Annotated in this window: 13 protein-coding genes; 6 read left to right on the top strand and 7 right to left on the bottom strand. The window is 71.7% G+C overall.

The annotated features are described in order from the left end of the window. The 4 genes from ACGFI1_RS23555 (at position 1) to ACGFI1_RS23570 (ending at position 3,495) form a co-directional block, all read left to right on the top strand. Positions 1-1,047: an ABC transporter substrate-binding protein gene (locus ACGFI1_RS23555; protein WP_392787861.1), complete on the top strand. Its 1,047-nt coding sequence runs from the start codon at positions 1-3 to the stop codon at positions 1,045-1,047. Continuing rightward, a complete protein-coding gene (locus tag ACGFI1_RS23560; protein ID WP_449202373.1) occupies positions 1,044-2,132 on the top strand; it encodes a FecCD family ABC transporter permease in 1,089 nt (362 codons plus the stop codon). Before ACGFI1_RS23555 ends, ACGFI1_RS23560 begins: the two co-directional genes overlap by 4 nt. Then, entirely contained in the window at positions 2,129-2,977 is an 849-nt protein-coding gene (locus ACGFI1_RS23565) for an ABC transporter ATP-binding protein (protein WP_392787862.1), read from the top strand. The genes ACGFI1_RS23560 and ACGFI1_RS23565 overlap by 4 nt, the downstream gene beginning before the upstream one ends. A 218-nt stretch (positions 2,978-3,195) precedes the next feature. After that, on the top strand, positions 3,196-3,495 hold the full coding sequence (locus ACGFI1_RS23570) for a hypothetical protein (RefSeq protein WP_392787864.1): 300 nt from the start codon (positions 3,196-3,198) through the stop codon (positions 3,493-3,495). A gap of 259 nt (positions 3,496-3,754) precedes the next feature. On the opposite strand, the gene dnaE is transcribed toward ACGFI1_RS23570, so the two are convergent. After that, positions 3,755-7,303 (bottom strand): DNA polymerase III subunit alpha, encoded by a 3,549-nt coding sequence (dnaE, locus tag ACGFI1_RS23575; protein WP_392787867.1) that lies wholly within the window; start codon positions 7,301-7,303, stop codon positions 3,755-3,757. Between the two features lie 100 nt (positions 7,304-7,403). On the opposite strand from dnaE, the gene ACGFI1_RS23580 reads away from it, so the two are divergent. After that, positions 7,404-8,363 (top strand): LysR family transcriptional regulator, encoded by a 960-nt coding sequence (locus ACGFI1_RS23580; protein ID WP_392787869.1) that lies wholly within the window; start codon positions 7,404-7,406, stop codon positions 8,361-8,363. Between the two features lie 107 nt (positions 8,364-8,470). Next, entirely contained in the window at positions 8,471-9,343 is an 873-nt protein-coding gene (gene panB / locus ACGFI1_RS23585; protein ID WP_392787872.1) for a 3-methyl-2-oxobutanoate hydroxymethyltransferase, read from the top strand. Positions 9,344-9,348: 5 nt separating this feature from the next. Here the strand turns inward: panB and ACGFI1_RS23590 are convergent, their stop codons facing one another. The 6 genes from ACGFI1_RS23590 to ACGFI1_RS23615 all read right to left on the bottom strand — a co-directional run bounded on the left by ACGFI1_RS23590 (position 9,349) and on the right by ACGFI1_RS23615 (position 15,183). Beyond that, the gene (locus ACGFI1_RS23590; protein WP_392787875.1) at positions 9,349-10,596 is read right to left on the bottom strand and encodes a metal-dependent hydrolase family protein; all 1,248 of its coding nucleotides are present in this window, start codon (positions 10,594-10,596) and stop codon (positions 9,349-9,351) included. A 234-nt stretch (positions 10,597-10,830) separates the two neighbouring features. Then, entirely contained in the window at positions 10,831-11,529 is a 699-nt protein-coding gene (locus ACGFI1_RS23595; RefSeq protein ID WP_205719117.1) for a GntR family transcriptional regulator, read from the bottom strand. Continuing rightward, positions 11,526-12,341: an ABC transporter permease gene (locus tag ACGFI1_RS23600; RefSeq protein ID WP_138635083.1), complete on the bottom strand. Its 816-nt coding sequence runs from the start codon at positions 12,339-12,341 to the stop codon at positions 11,526-11,528. Before ACGFI1_RS23600 ends, ACGFI1_RS23595 begins: the two co-directional genes overlap by 4 nt. Next, the gene (locus tag ACGFI1_RS23605; protein WP_392787878.1) at positions 12,338-13,117 is read right to left on the bottom strand and encodes an ABC transporter ATP-binding protein; all 780 of its coding nucleotides are present in this window, start codon (positions 13,115-13,117) and stop codon (positions 12,338-12,340) included. The genes ACGFI1_RS23600 and ACGFI1_RS23605 overlap by 4 nt, the downstream gene beginning before the upstream one ends. A gap of 9 nt (positions 13,118-13,126) precedes the next feature. After that, positions 13,127-14,131, bottom strand: a complete 1,005-nt coding sequence (locus tag ACGFI1_RS23610; protein ID WP_386873373.1) for an ABC transporter substrate-binding protein — start codon at positions 14,129-14,131, stop codon at positions 13,127-13,129. 77 nt (positions 14,132-14,208) lie between these two features. After that, a complete protein-coding gene (locus ACGFI1_RS23615) occupies positions 14,209-15,183 on the bottom strand; it encodes an amidohydrolase family protein (RefSeq protein ID WP_392787880.1) in 975 nt (324 codons plus the stop codon). Positions 15,184-15,197 lie beyond the last annotated feature (14 nt).

Raw genomic sequence — 15,197 nt, forward strand, 5'->3', positions numbered from 1 at the left:
ATGCCCATGGGTTCAGCGTTCCCTGCACGGCTGCGCGAGTCCGCGCCGGTACGGGCGACGCGGGCGCGCGGTAGGCGGGCCCTGGCTTCGCTGATGGCGCTGGTGCTGCTGTCGGCCGGATGCGGCGGCGGCGCGGCGGGCACCGCCGGCGGGCAGGCCGGCGCGGCGCCCCCAGGCTTCCCGGTGACGGACGCCAACTGCGGCGTGACCACCACCTATCAGCGGCCGCCGCAGCGGGCGGTCTCACTCAACCAGCACGCGACCGAGGTGATGCTGGCGCTCGGTCTGGAGAAGTCGATGGTCGGCACCGGCTACCTCGACGACGCGGTCCTGCCGGAGTTCCGGCGGGCCTACGACGGGGTGAAGGTGCTCTCCAAGGAGTACCCCTCCTACGAGACGCTGCTCGCGGCCGAACCCGACCTGGTGTACGGGGGCTGGACGAGCACCTTCGACGAGAAGGAGGGCCGCGGCCGGGCGGCGTTGCGGAAGGCCGGCATCGCCACCCGCCTGAACATCGAGGAATGCCCTGAAGGGCCGGTGACCATGGCCACCGTCGAGCAGGAGATCCGGACCGTCGCGAAGATCTTCGGCGTTCCGGACCGGGCGGAGCGCCGGCTCGCCTCGATGCGCGCCGTCCTGGACGGGGTGAAGCGCAGGCTGGCGGGCGCGGCCCCGGTCAAGGTGGCCGTCTACGACAGCGGCGACAAGACCGTCTTCACCGCGGGCGGCGCCGGGATCGGCAACGAGATGATCCGGCTCGCGGGCGGCGCCAACCTGTTCGCCGACGTGGACAAACCGTACGGGGACGTATCGTTCGAGCAGTTCGCCGAACGGGCGCCGGACGTCGTCCTCATCTACGACTACGGCGAGCAGTCCGCCGAGGACAAGAAGACGTTCCTGCTGCGCACTCCCGCGTTCAAGGACGTCCCCGCCATCAAGAACCGGCGGTTCGCGGTGCTGCCGCTGTCATCCACGGTGACGGGGGTCCGGGTCGCGGACGCGGTGGACTCGCTGGCCCGGCAACTGCATCCGGACCGCTTCGCGTGACCGGCCTGGCCGAGGCCCGCGGCTCCGGCGTCCGGACGGCGCCGGCCGCGCCCGGTCCGCGCCGCCGGCTCCCCTACGCGCTGGTGCTGGTGCTGCTGGCGGCGCTGGTGCTGGCGGCGGCGACGGCCGGGATCGCGGCCGGCTCGGTCCGGCTGCCGCCCGGGCAGGTCTGGGGCATCCTGCTGCACCGCCTGCATCCGGCGCTGGCCGACCCGGCCTGGCCGCCCGTCCGCGAGACGATCGTGCTGGACGTCCGGCTCCCCCGTGTGCTGCTGTGCGGGGTGGTCGGCGCGGGCCTGTCGGTGTGCGGGACGGCGCTGCAGGCGCTGGTGCGCAACCCGCTCGCCGACCCGATGCTGCTCGGGGTGTCGTCCGGCGCGACGGTCGGGGCGGTCCTGGTCGTGGTGCTGCACGTGGCCTGGTTCGGCATGTTCTCGCTGCCGCTGGCCGCGTTCGGCGGCGCCCTGCTCGCGCTGCTCCTGGTGTACTCCCTGGCCCGCTCCGGCGGCCGGATGACGACCGTGCGGCTGGTGCTGGCCGGCGTCGCGACGGCGGAGGTGCTGTCGGCGGTGGCCAGCTACCTGATCATCACGTCCGACGACCCGCGCGGCGCCGAGGCGGCGCTGCGCTGGACGCTCGGCGGACTCGCCGGCACCACCTGGACCGTCCTGTGGATCCCGGCGGCCGCGGTGCTCGCCGGGACCGCGGTGCTGCTCGGGCTGTCCCGGCCGCTCAACCTCCTGCTGGCCGGGGAGGAGGCCGCCGCGTCCCTCGGCCTGGACGTGCACCGCTTCCGCGCGGCCGCGTTCGTCCTGGTCGCCCTGATGATCGGCACGGTCGTCGCGGTCAGCGGCTCGATCGGCTTCGTCGGCCTGATCATGCCGCACGCCGTCCGGCTGCTGGTCGGCGCCGACCACCGCCGCGCGCTGCCCGCCGCGGCGCTGCTCGGCGCGGCCTTCCTCATCGCCGCCGACCTGGCCGCGCGGACCCTGATCAGCCCCGAGGAGATCCCGGTCGGGATCCTCACCGCCCTGGTCGGCGGGCCGTTCTTCCTGTACCTGATGCGCCGGAGGGCGGCCCGATGAACCCGGTGAGCGCCGCGCCCGGAAGCCTGTGCGCCGAGGAGGTCTCGGTCGTCATCGGCGGACGCCCCCTGGTCGACCGGGTCTCCCTGACCGCGGTCCCCGGCGAGGTCGTGGGACTGGTCGGCCCCAACGGCGCCGGGAAATCGACGCTGCTGCGCACCTTCTACCGCGCGCGGCGTCCCACCTCCGGGCGGGTCCTGCTGGACGGCGACGACATCTGGCGGATGCCCGGCAAGCACCTGGCCAGGCGGCTGGCGGCCGTCCTCCAGGAGACTCCCGGCGACTTCGAGCTGACCGTCCGCGACGTCGTCGCGATGGGACGCACCCCGCACAAGCGCGCGTTCCAGGGCGACGACGCCGCGGACCGCGCCGTCATCACCGAAGCGCTGGCCGAGTTGGAGGCCGTGCCCCTCGCCGACGCGCCCTTCGACCGGCTGTCGGGCGGTGAGAAGCAGCGCGTCCTGATCGCCCGCGCGCTCGCCCAGCGGACCGGGACGCTCGTGCTGGACGAGCCCACCAACCACCTCGACCTCCGGCACCAGATCGACGCGCTGCGCCTCGTCCGCCGCCTCGGCGCCACCGCCGTCATCGCGCTGCACGACCTCAACCTCGCCGCCGCGCACTGCGACCGCCTCTGCGTCCTGCACGCCGGACGCCTGGTCGCGTCCGGGACGCCCGCCGAGGTGCTGACCCCCGGCCTGCTCGCCGAGGTCTACCGCGTCGACGCCGACGTCCGCCCCCACCCCCGTACCGGCCTCACCCAGGTCACCGCCCTCCCCGCGGAAGGCGCCCGGCCGCGTGGCTCGACGTCCACTCCGGTAGGCCCGCCGCAGAACATCATGTGACCAGCAGTGATCAAGTTGGAAAGGCTTAATAGCGACTTTCCGGCGTAGTTGATCTAGTCATGGATGGGCGAGGGTGTTACATTGCTAAAACGTTCCCACAGAAGGGACGGCCACGGAAATACGATGACTCAATCGCCACTCGGCGGGTTACTCAATCGACCGCCCCGGCAATTGAGCAACGCCGCCGCCGTCCCTATCCGCCGGCGAAAGGAAGAGCGATGAAGAAGACGACCGCTTCCGTGCTGGTCGCGGGGCTGACCGCGGCCGCCGGTCTCGTGGCCACCTCCCCCGCCCACGCCGACCCGACGTTCCCGTGCGGAGTCTCCTACGCCAGGCAGGGCGACGGCACGCTGTCGCTGCACTACCACAACTGCACGAGCGGGACGCAGAAGCGCAAGCCCTTCAGCGTTCTCTACGGCAGTCTGGGGAGCTGCAAGACCGTCTATGCCGGCAAGGCCGTCGGCTGGATCATCCCGACCGATGACCACCCCGAGACCTGGTCGGTCATCGCCTGCTGAACGGGCGTTCTTTCCGGCGCGGACACAGCCGGGCGTAAAGCACACGCCGTCGCCATAACTGCGGCTTTTCAGCTCCCTGCGTGAGAATTGCCGCACGCGAGCCGAACAAAGAAAAGAGAGTCGACGCGGCTTTTGCGGCGCCTTTCGCGGCCTGCACGGGCCGAGTTCAGACTCTCTGCCGGTTCGAGCGAAGCCGCCTCCGACCGCCTATGGACCGGTCGGAGGCGGGCCGCCGACTCAGCAACTCACTTCGCCTCGGCTAGGTGTGAGACCCGGGGCCGAGCAGAGCCTTGATGTCGCCGTAAAAGGCGGGGCCCGGGGCGACCTGGAAGGGGCGCAGGTCGAACAGGACGCTCTTGGGCCCGTGGCGGTGCAGGAGGAGGTGGACGGGCGTGCGCCCGGGGTGGGCCGTGAGGGCCTGCTTGAGCTCCTGGACGAGCCGGGGGTTCAGGCGGTCCTCGTGGACGTGGATGACGACGGGCGGTTCGGTGGCCGCCTGGGACAGGTCGAGGGTGACGATGTCCTCCCCGTAGACGCTGAGCACCTCGTCGCGGACGTTCGTCCGGCCGCGCACGGAGATCACCCGGTCTTCGGCAAGGGTCTGCCCGTACAGCGTGTAGGTCTTGGGGAAGATGAGGCATTCCACGGCGGCGTCGTGGTCTTCGAGGGTGACGATCGCCCACGGGTTGCCCTGCTTGGTGACCTTGCGCTGCAGGCCGGAGATGATCCCCGCCACCCGCACGGACGCGTCGGCGCGGGCTGAGGCCAGCAGGTCGGCGATCGTGGTGTCGCGGTTGGCCTCAAGGATCGGTTCGGCGCCGTCCAGGGGATGGGACGACACGTACAGCCCGAGCATCTCGCGTTCGAAGGCCAGCAGGGTGCCGCTGTCCCATTCCTCCTCGGGGACCTCGACCGTGAGGGTCTCGGCGGCCTCCGTGGACGCGCCGAAGAGCGAGTCCTGGCCGCGGGCGGCGTTGCGTTTCAGGTCGATGACCGCGTCGACGGCCTGCTCGTGGACCATGACCAGGCCCTTGCGGCGGTGGCCGAGGCCGTCGAAGGCGCCCGCCTTGGCCAGCGACTCGATGACCCGCTTGTTGCAGACGCTCTGCGGGACCCTGGCCAGGAAGTCGTTGAAGCCGCCGTAGGCACCGCCTTCCCGGCGGGTGCCGACGATGGCGTCGACGACGCCCGCGCCGACGTTGCGGATCGCGCCCAGGCCGAAGCGGATGTCGTGCCCGACGGCGGTGAAGTCCAGTTCGCTCTGGTTGACGTCGGGCGGCAGCACCTTGATCCCCAGGCGGCGGCAGTCGGCCAGGTACACCGCCATCTTGTCCTTGTCGTCGCCGACCGAGGTGAGGAGCGCGGCGAGGTATTCGGCGGGGTGGTTGGCCTTGAGGTAGGCCGTCCAGTACGACACGACGCCGTATCCGGCGGTGTGGGACTTGTTGAAGCCGTATCCGGAGAAGGGGACCAGCACGTCCCAGACGGCCTTGACCGCCTCGTCGGAGAAGCCGCGGTCCCGCATGCCGGCGGAGAACCTGCCCCATTCGGCGTCCAGGACCTCCTTCTTCTTCTTGCCCATCGCGCGGCGCAGCATGTCGGCGGCGCCGAGGGAGTACCCGGCGAGCTGCTGGGCGATCGCCATGACCTGCTCCTGGAAGACCACCAAGTGGTAGGTGTCGCCCAGGATCGGCTCCAGCGCGTCCTTGAGCTCGGGGTGGATCGGCTCGACCTTCTGCCTGCCGGTCTTGCGCAGCGCGTAGTTGGTGTGCGCGTTCATCTCCATCGGCCCCGGCCGGTACAGGGCGGAGACCGCCGCGATGTCGGTGAACTCGGTGGGGCGCATCAGCCGCAGCAGGGTGCGCATCCCGCCGCCGTCGAGCTGGAAGACGCCGAGGGTGTCGCCGCGGGCGAGCAGTTCGTAGGTCCGGGCGTCGTCGAGCGGGACCGTGAGGATGTCGATGTCGATCCCCTTGTTGGCCTTCACCCCGGCGATCGCGTCGTTGATGACGGTGAGGTTGCGCAGCCCGAGGAAGTCCATCTTCAGCAGGCCCATCTCCTCGGCCTGGGTGAAGGGGAACCCGGTGATGACCGGGCCGTCCTGCTTGGGTTTGACCAGGGGCAGGACGTCGATCAGCGGCTCGGACGACAGGATCACCCCGGCGGCGTGGACGCCGGTGCCGCGGGTCAGGCCCTCCACCCCCATCGCGGTGTCGATGACACGGCGGACGTCGGGGTCCTCGGTGTACATCTTCCGCAGTTCGGTGGCCTCGCCGTGGCGGGGATGGGCGGGGTCGAGGATGGCCGACAGCGGGATCTCCTTGCCGCCGGCGGCGGCCGGGAACGCCTTGGTGATCCGGTCGCCGAGGGCGTAGGGGTAGCCCAGCACCCGGCCGGCGTCCTTCACCGCGGCCTTCGCCTTGATGGTGCCGAACGTGACGATCTGGCACACCCGGTCGCCGCCGTACTTCGCGGTGACGTAGTCGATCATCTCGTCGCGGCGGCGGTCGTCGAGGTCGAGGTCGACGTCGGGCATCGTGACGCGCTCGGGGTTGAGGAACCGCTCGAAGATCAGCCCGTGCTCGATCGGGTCCAGCTCGGTGATGCCCGTGCAGTACGCCACCATCGACCCGGTCGCCGACCCGCGGCCCGGGCCGAGGCCGATCCCCTCGGCGCGGGCGTGCCGGCAGATGTCGGCGACCACCAGGAAGTACCCCGGGAACCCCATCCCGTCGATCACCGACAGCTCGTAGTCGATGCGGTCGAGGACGTCCCGCGGCGGGTCGCCGCCGTAGCGGCGCCGCGCGCCGGCCAGGGCCTCCTTGCGCAGCCACGACGATTCGCTCTCCCCGTCGGGGACGGGGAACTGGGGCATCAGGTCGCGGTGGGCGAAGACCTCGCCGTAGTCGCCCACGCGTTCGGCGATCAGCAGCGTGTTGTCGCACGCGCCGGGGACCTCGCGGTCCCACAGCTCCCGCATCTGCGCGGCGCTCTTGACGAAGTAGCCCGACCCGGAGAACCGGAACCGGTTCTGGTCGGCGAGCTGCTTCCCCGTGCCGATGCACAGCAGCGCGTCGTGCGCCGCCGCCTGGTCCTCGGTCACGTAGTGCGAGTCGTTGGTGGCCAGGGGCGGCAGCTTCAGCTGCTCGCCCAGCCTCAGCAGGTCGTCGCGGACGCGCCGCTCGATGGCCAGGCCGTGGTCCATCAGCTCCAGGAAGTAGTTGTCCCTGCCGAAGATGTCGCGGTAGCGCGCGGCCGCCTCGAGGGCCCGGTCGTACTGGCCGAGGCGGAGCCGGGTCTGCACCGCGCCGGACGGGCAGCCGGTCGTGGCGATGATGCCCGCGCCGTGCTCGGCGAGCAGTTCGTCGTCCATCCGCGGGTACTTCTGGACGTGCCCTTCCAGCCACGCCCGCGACTGGAGCCGGAACAGGTTCCGCAGCCCGCCGGCGTCCGCCGCCCACATCGTCATGTGCGTGTACAGGCCGCGGCCGGACACGTCGCCGCCCTCGCCGGTCTCGTCGTCGGCCCGGCGCAGCGCGAGGTCGTCGCTCCAGTACACCGCCTGCCTGTGGAACCGCGACGCCGGCGCGACGTACGCCTCGGTCCCGATGATCGGCTTGACGCCGGCGGCGGCCGCCGCGTGGAAGAACTCGTAGGCGCCGTGCACGTTGCCGTGGTCGCTCATCGCCACCGCGGGCATCCGCCGCCGCGCGACCTCGTCCATCAGCGGGCCGATCTTGGCGGCGCCGTCCAGCATGCTGTACTCGGTGTGCACGTGGAGATGCACGAACGACCGCACGGCGACCACGCCCTTCGGTTGTAGGTTCGGCCGGGAACCCGAGCATTCGACCGGAGAGCGAGCAGCAGTGTCCAACAATCAACACGCCGCATCGGCACAACCATCAGTTGTGCGCGCAGGTGCGCTGGACCTGGACCTGGCCGCGGTGCGGGCCTTCGTCGCGGTCACCGAGGACCGGTACTTCAGCGAGGCCGCGGTCAGGCTAGGCATCAGCCAGCAGGCCGTCTCCAAGCGCATCGCCGCCCTCGAGGCCGCCCTCGGCGCGCGGCTGTTCGCCCGCTCACACACCGGCGCCGAGCTCACCGACGACGGCCGGATCCTCCTCCCCCACGCGCGGGCCCTGGTCGGCACCGCCGACCAGGCGGTGGCGGCGCTGCGCGGCCGGCGCCGCGCGCTCCGCGTCGATGTGCTGGACACCCGGACGGCCGCCATCGACCTCGTCCGCGCGTTCTACGACGCCCGCGCGGACGTCGACATCGAGATCATCACCTCGAACGGGCTCCGGTCCGCGCGCGGCGCGCTCACCCGCGGATCGGTGGACGCGGCGTTCTGCCGGGTCACCGGAACCCTGGAGGCCGGACTGGCGTGCCTGCCGGCCTACCTGGAGCCGGCGCAGCTCCTGGTCGGCCGCGACCACCCGCTGGCCGGGCTGCGGCAGGTGGAGACGGCCCGGCTCGCCGGCACCACCGTGTGGATGCCCGGCAACGCAGAAGGGAGCGAGTGGGCCGAGTACCACCGCTTTCTCGGCGCCGCGTTCGACGTCCGGATCGACACCACCGGGCCCGACTTCGGCTACGAGCACTTCGTCGGAGAGGTCGCCGCCGGCGCGCTCGCGAGCATCGTCGGCGAGCGCTCGCGGCTCCAGTGGCATCCGGACACCGTCAGGATCCCGCTGGTCGATCCCACTCCGGTCTACCCCTGGTCGCTGCTCTACCCCAGCGACGGCCGGCACCCGGCCCTGGATCTGCTCACCCGCCATATCCGAGCCGAGTTCGAGCCCTTCGACCCGGACCGCCAATGGCTCCCCGCCCCCGACCAGCACCTCTTCGCAACCCGGCCGAGTTCCTGACCCTGCGGGGTCAATCGCGTGACTGTACAGGCCCCGGGGGCCGTGTCACGATGACCGGGAGTCCGGGGACGCCGCCAGGGCGCCTCGAGATGGTGAACGGAGTCGTCATGACGCGTCTTTGGCCTGCCCTCGAACCGGCGGCGCCGGACGGGACCGGCACCTCGCAGCACTCGGGGACGCCCACCGGCCGGGTGACGGTACGGGACCTCGCCGCCGCCAAGCGGCGGGGCGAGAAGTGGTCCATGCTCACCGCCTACGACGCCATGACCGCGTCGGCCTTCGACCAGGCGGGGATCCCCGTCCTCCTGGTCGGCGACACGATGGGCGACAACCACCTGGGATACGACTCGACCGTCCCGGTCACCCTGGAGGAGGTCCTCTTCCTCGCGGCGGCCGTCGTGCGCGGTACCCGGCGCGCGCTGATCATCGGCGACCTGCCGTTCGGCAGCTACCAGCGCGACGCCGCCCAGGCCCTGCGCAGCGCGACGCGCCTCGTCAAGGAGGCCGGGGTCGGCGCGGTCAAGCTGGAGGGCGGGGAGCGCAGCGCGGCGCAGATCGCGCTGATGGTGGGCGCGGGCATTCCCGTCATGGGGCACGTGGGGCTGACGCCCCAGTCGGTGAACATGCTCGGCCACCGGGTCCAGGGACGCGGCGAGACCGCGGCGCGGCAACTGCTCCGGGACGCCAGGGCGGTGCAGGACGCCGGCGCGTTCGCGGTCGTCCTGGAGGCGGTACCGGGAGCGCTGGCCGCCGAGGTCACCGCGGCTCTGGACATCCCGACGGTCGGCATCGGCGCGGGTCCGGACTGCGACGCCCAAGTGCTGGTGTGGACCGACGCCGCCGGGATGACCGAGGGACGCGCGCCGCGCTTCGTGAAGCGGTACGCCAATGTCCGCCGGAGCCTCGGCGACGTCGCGCGGGCCTACGCCGATGACGTCGCCACCGGCGCCTTCCCCGCCCCGGAGCACACTTACAGGTAACGCGCCTAACCCGGCGCACTGCCGGGGCGCTTGTAGACCTCGCCCGCCTTCATGACGAAGTCGACCTGCCCGGTGGCCTGGATATCGGTGAACGGGTCGCCGGGCATGGCGACGATGTCGGCGATCTTGCCCTCGGCGAGGACGCCGAGGGCGTCGAGTCCGAGGAGGTCGGCGGCGACGCTGGTGGCGGCCTTCAGCGCGCGGGCGGGCGGGATGCCGTTGGACACCATCATCGGGAACTCCCGCCAGTTGTCGCCGTGCGGGAACATGCCGGCGTCGGTCCCGAAGGCGATCTGGATCTCGCTCGCGGCGAGGTTCTCGGCGCTGTCGAGCAGCGCCTGCTGGTACGCCTGGAACTTGCGGGGCTTGAAGGCCGGCGCGCCCCTCCAGTGCCCCTCGTTGAAGGCGTTCCGCGCGTCGGTGATGATCGTGTACTGGGTCGGGACCACGAAGACGCCGGCGTCCTCGATCATCTTCAGCGTCTCCGCCGAGGCCAGGTTGGCGTGCTCGATGCTGCGAACGCCCGCCCGCACCGCCCGCCGCGCGCCCTCGTCGCCGTAGCAGTGCGGCGTGGCCGGGACGCCGAGGTCGGCCGCCGCCGCGACCAGGGCGGTCATCTCCTCCTCGGAGTAGGTCGTCCGCCCCGGATCGTCACCGGGGCTGGAGAACCCGCCGGTCGCGGCGAACTTGACCCAGTCGGCGCCAGCGCGGACCTCCTGCCGCACGCGGGTGCGGATCTCGTCGCAGCCGTCCGCCGACGCCAGCTCCAACGGCGGCGGGGCCCCCTGGAACTGGCCGGCCAGCACCGTGCTGAAGTCGCCGTGCCCGCCGCGTGCCGAGATCAGGTGCGGGGCCACCCGCATGCGCGGCCCGGTGATCCAGCCCGCTTCGACCGCGTCGCGCAGATCGACGATGCCGTAGCCGACATCGGCGCACATCAGATCCCGGACGGTGGTGAACCCGTTCATCAGCAGGGTCCGCAGGACCGAGAGCGACCGCAGCGCCATCGCCGTGGGCGACCCGGTGAACACGGACATGATGTCGGGCGTGATGGTGACGTGGGTGTGGCAGTCCATGAAGCCCGGCGTCAGGGTGTGCCCGCCCAGATCGACCACCTCGGCGCCCGGCGGCGCCTCGATGCCCGCCGCGATCTGCCGGATCCGGTCGTCCTGCACCAGCACGTCCTGCGGGCCCGCCGGCTCGTCGGCGAGGCCGTCCCACACCTTCGCGCCGCTGAGCAGGGTCGACGGCATTCGATACCTCCAACCACGCTTGCGTGGTGCCTGCCCGGAGCCGTCGCCGCAACGCTCCGGCACCGGCAAACAACGCTCAAAATCGCACGCGGCGGGCGGAGTTGCTCGATGCACGGGCGCGTCGGCCCGGCGCTGCCGGTCGTGGCCGGGCCGGCCTGCTCGCCGGGCTCTCGGAGGCCGGCGGGTTCCCGCCCGGCCGGGTCGGCGGGCGGGAACCCATCGGTCGTCGCGCGGTCAGGAGGTCGGGCGGGTCATGCCCGCGAGGATCCTCCGCATGGCCCCTTCCAAATGGTCGCGCAGGGCCGCGGTGGCGCGGTCGGGGTCTCCCGCGATGCACGCGTCGAGGATGGCGCGGTGCTCCGCGTGGCTGAGACGGCGCCGCTCCGCATCCGGTTTGGAGGCGAATCGGTACCGTTCATTGTTCTGCCACACCGGCTCGATGGCCCTGGGAAGCCAGCGCGAACCGGACGCGTGGTAAATGGTGAAGTGGAATTCGGTGTGCGCGCGCCGTGCGCCCTCCACATCGCCATTGGCCAGCAGCGACTCGTGCTCTTCGAGCGCGCGCTCCGCGCGGGCGGCCGCCTCCGCGTCGAAATGCAGGGCCGCCCGTCCCACCGCGAGGGACTCCAGTTCGACGCGGACCTCGTAGGTGTCGCGGAGGTCGGCCTCGCTGAGCTCGCGGACCTTGGCCCCCTTGTGGGGGATGATCTCCACCAGGCCCAGCGCCTCCAGCCGGCGCATCGCGTCGCGCACCGGCATCGGGCTCATGTCGAGCTGCCCGGCGAGATCGGTGAGCCGCAGCGGCGACCCGGCCGGCAGTTCGCCGGCCAGGATCATCCGGTGGAGTTCGGCGGCGGCCGTGTCGGCGAGGGTTCGCCGCGAGCCGGGATTGTCCGGGGAGAGTTCGAATATGCCGCGTCCGCTCGTGCTCACTGGTTCGCCTCAGCCCAGGGGAGAAGGACCTTCTCCAGCGCGACGAGCCCGTAGAAGAGGACGATGCTGATGATGCCGAGCAGCACCATCGCGGCGAAGGCCAGCGGGGTGTCCGCGCTCGAGCCGGATTGCACGATGACGAAGCCGAGCCCGGAGTCGGCGCCGACGAATTCGGCGATGACCGCCCCGATGACCGCCAGCGAGATCGCCGTCTTGAGACCGACCATCACCTGCGGCAGCGCGTAGGGGAACCGGACCTTGAAGAATGCCTGCATGTGACCTGCATCGTATGAGCGGACCAGCTCGGTCAGCTCGGATGGGGTGGATTTCAGCCCGACGGCGGTGGAGATCACGACGGGGAAAAAGCATAGCAGGAAGACCATGACGACCTTCGGGAGCTGCCCGAAGCCCATCCAGACCACCAGGATCGGGGCGATCGCGATTTTCGGCACCGCGTTCACCGCCAGCAGCAAGGGGTAGATCATCTTCTCCAGCAGCCGCGAGCCGGCGATCAGCATCGCGATGGGGATGCCGACGACGACCGCGACCGCGAAGCCCTCGACCGTCTCCAGCAGGGTCACCCAGGTCTGCTCCAGCAGGTACCCGGACTGGGCCGTGAAGGAGTCGAACACGTCCTTCGGCGAGGGCACCAGCAGCTTCTCGATCGAGAAGACGATCGTCGCCAGCCACCAGAGGGCGACCACGGCGACCAGCCCGAGGACGGGCAGGCCCCAGTCGGCCGCGCGCCCGTTGAGCCGGAGGGCGGGACGGGTCCGGCGGACGTGGCGCCGGCCGGTGGACGCGGCGGTCATGAGGCCCCCTCGGCGGCGGCGGCGGGCGTCGGCATCAGCAGCTCGTGCAGTTCCGCGCTGACCTCGGCGACCCGGTCCGCGTGCGCGTTGCGCCCGAGCGTGCGCGGCCGCGGGATGTCCACGTCGACGATCTTGCGGAGCCGTCCGGGCCGGGGGCTGAGCACCACGACCCGGTCGGCGAGCAGCACGGCCTCCTCGATGGAGTGGGTGACGAAGATGATGGTCGTCTCCTGCTCCATCTTGATGCGCTGCAGTTCTATGGACAGCTCTTCGCGGGTCAGCGCGTCGAGCGCGGAGAACGGCTCGTCCATGAGCAGGACCTTCGGGTTCTGGATCAGCGAGCGGCACAGCGAGACGCGCTGCTGCATGCCGCCCGACAGTTCGTGCGGCAGCCGCTTCTCGAAACCGGCGAGCCCGGCCAGGTGCAGCAGTTCGTGCGCGCGCTCGCGCATGGCCCGCTTGTCCAGGCGCAGGATCTCCACCGGCAGCATGATGTTGTCCAGGACGCTGCGCCACGGCAGCAGCGCCGAGCGCTGGAACATGAAGCTGACGTCCTGCCTGGGCCCGGTCACCGGCTCGCCCGCGACCGTCACGGTCCCGGACGTCGGGCGCAGCAGCCCGGCGATCAGCCGCAGCATGGTCGACTTGCCGCAGCCGGAGCGGCCGACCAGGGTCACGAACTCGTTGCGGCGGACCTCGAGATTGATGTCGTCCAGCGCGTGGACCTCGCCTTTGCGTCCGGCGAAGACCTGCGAGACGTGCTTGAGCTCGATCACGTCCCCTCCTCAGCCCTGTGCCGCCGCGCCGAAGTCGACGACCTGGTCGGTGGCCGGCTTCGCGGAGATCGCGCCGGCCTCGCCGAGCAGCCGGATGTTCTCCTCGACCCGGGCCTTGTCGACCGCGCCGACCGTGGCCCCCTGCGGCGCCACGTAGGGCGCCATCGCGCGGACCTCCGCGGCGGCGACGGCCGCGTCCTGGGTCGGCTGGCGCTTCTTGAGGATCTCGCCGGTCTCCTCCGGGTGGGCGATGGAGTACTGCAGGCCCTTGAACAGCGCGGCGGAGAACTTCTTCACCAGCTCGGGCTTCTCCTTGGCGACCTTGCTGGACGCCAGCAGCGCGTTGCCGTACAGGTCGGGCAGGACGTCGCCGTACGGCAGGATGACGGCCTTCTTGCCCTGCGCCGCCTTCTCGACGAGCGGCCGGCCCACGACGAACTGCCCGATCGCGTCGACCTTGCCGGTCGCGAGCAGCTGCGGCAGGGCGGGCGGAGCGGACGGGACGAACTTGACCTTGCCCGCGTCGATCCCGGCCGCCTTGGCATAGACCGGGAACGTCACCTGGTTGGTGGACCCCGGCTGGTCGCCGATGGTCTTGCCCTCCAGGTCTTTCGGCGTCGCGATGCCGCCGCCGTCGAGCGCGACGACCGCGGCCAGCGACTTCTGGTGCACCATGCCGACCGCGGTCACCGGCAGCTTCTGCTTGGCGATGGTGATCAGCGCGGTGGTGAAGTCGCCGGCGCCGAAGTCGGCGCGGCCGCCGGCCAGCAGCTTCATGACGTCGACCGTGCCGCTCCCCGGCTTGATGTCGACGTCGAGGCCCGCCTCCTTGAAGTACCCCTTCTCCTCCGCGACGTAGGCGAAGGCGTCACGGCCGAAGGTGTTGAACGACGTCAGGTAGTGGACGGTGTCGGTGGAGCCGCCGGACTTGCCGTCGCCTCCACCGCCGCACGCGGCGGCCATGAGCACGACGCCGCCGACCGCGACGCTCCTGGCGAACCAGGTGACCTTCATTGCTACTCCTTATCCGTGCTCTCCGGCGCGGCCGAGCCGATGACGCCGGCGAGCACATAGCGCACTCATGACTGCGGTTAGATCTCCGCCGCCGTGTGTCCGGGCTTTCCTAGAAGGGACCTGGCGTTGTCCTCACCGACCTGCCGGACGAAGCCGGCGTCGCGGTGCGACAGCAGCGCGACGGGGTCGTCGCTGCCCATGGGGAAGGGCCAGTCGCTCCCGAGGACCACGCGGTCCGCGCCGAACACGCGCACCGCGAGATCGACGACGTCGGGATCGTGCGTCAGGCAATCCGTATAGAAGTTGCCGCGGAGCACCTGGCGCAGCGGCCGGGCGAGCGCGGGCACGCCCGGCCGGTCGGTGTCCGCGCCCCGCTGCCAGCGTCCGAGCACCGCGGGCACGCAGCCGCCGCCGTGCACCAGGAGGAACCGCAGCCCCGGGTGCCGGTCGACGACCTCGCCGAAGAGCAGCTGCGCGACCGCGAGGGCGGTCTCGGACGGGTTGCCCAGCAGGTTGGCGAGGTAGAACTCGCCCAGCCGGTCGTCGGGGCTGTGCCCCGGATGCAGCATGACCGGCCGGCCGTCGTCCGACAGGCGCCGCCACAGCGGTTCCAGCGACGGGTCGGCCAGGCTGACCGACCGCCCGCCGGCCGAGGCGGCGAACCCGGCCCAGCCGTCCTCGGCCAGGAGGCGGCCGAGTTCCGCCACCGCGACCCGGGGGTGCTCCAGCGGGAGGTAGGCCATCGGCAGCAGGGCCGGCCGCCCCGCCACGGCCCGCCGCATGCCGCCGTTCAGCGCCCGCACCCAGCGCGCGGCCTCGTCGCCGGGCAGGTGCTGGCGGAAGAACGGCGGCGGCGCGGAGACCACCGCGGCGTCCAGGGACCGCTCACCGAGCCACGCCTCCAGGGCGTCCGGCCGGTTGAGCCGCGGCGGGCCGCCGTGCGAGCCGTCCACCGCGAGGCGTCCGCCGGCGAGCGAGACGCCGGGCAGCCCGGCGATCTCGGACTCGCTCAGCACGGGCGCGAGGTGGGTGTGCAGATCGATGCCGCCCATCGGTGAGGCCGGCC

It is taken from the genome of Actinomadura geliboluensis (assembly GCF_043197915.1).
In the GTDB taxonomy this organism is placed as follows: Bacteria; Actinomycetota; Actinomycetes; order Streptosporangiales; family Streptosporangiaceae; genus Spirillospora; species Spirillospora geliboluensis.

Excerpts from the sequence above, each read along its gene's own strand:
- panB (WP_392787872.1), top strand. The coding sequence starts at position 8,471 with ATGACGCGTCTTTGGCCTGCCCTCGAACCGGCGGCGCCGGACGGGACC.
- ACGFI1_RS23600 (WP_138635083.1), bottom strand. The coding sequence starts at position 12,341 with ATGACCGCCGCGTCCACCGGCCGGCGCCACGTCCGCCGGACCCGTCCC.
- ACGFI1_RS23570 (WP_392787864.1), top strand. The coding sequence starts at position 3,196 with ATGAAGAAGACGACCGCTTCCGTGCTGGTCGCGGGGCTGACCGCGGCC.
- ACGFI1_RS23590 (WP_392787875.1), bottom strand. The coding sequence starts at position 10,596 with ATGCCGTCGACCCTGCTCAGCGGCGCGAAGGTGTGGGACGGCCTCGCC.
- ACGFI1_RS23565 (WP_392787862.1), top strand. The coding sequence starts at position 2,129 with ATGAACCCGGTGAGCGCCGCGCCCGGAAGCCTGTGCGCCGAGGAGGTC.
- ACGFI1_RS23555 (WP_392787861.1), top strand. The coding sequence starts at position 1 with ATGCCCATGGGTTCAGCGTTCCCTGCACGGCTGCGCGAGTCCGCGCCG.
- ACGFI1_RS23610 (WP_386873373.1), bottom strand. The coding sequence starts at position 14,131 with ATGAAGGTCACCTGGTTCGCCAGGAGCGTCGCGGTCGGCGGCGTCGTG.
- ACGFI1_RS23615 (WP_392787880.1), bottom strand. The coding sequence starts at position 15,183 with ATGGGCGGCATCGATCTGCACACCCACCTCGCGCCCGTGCTGAGCGAG.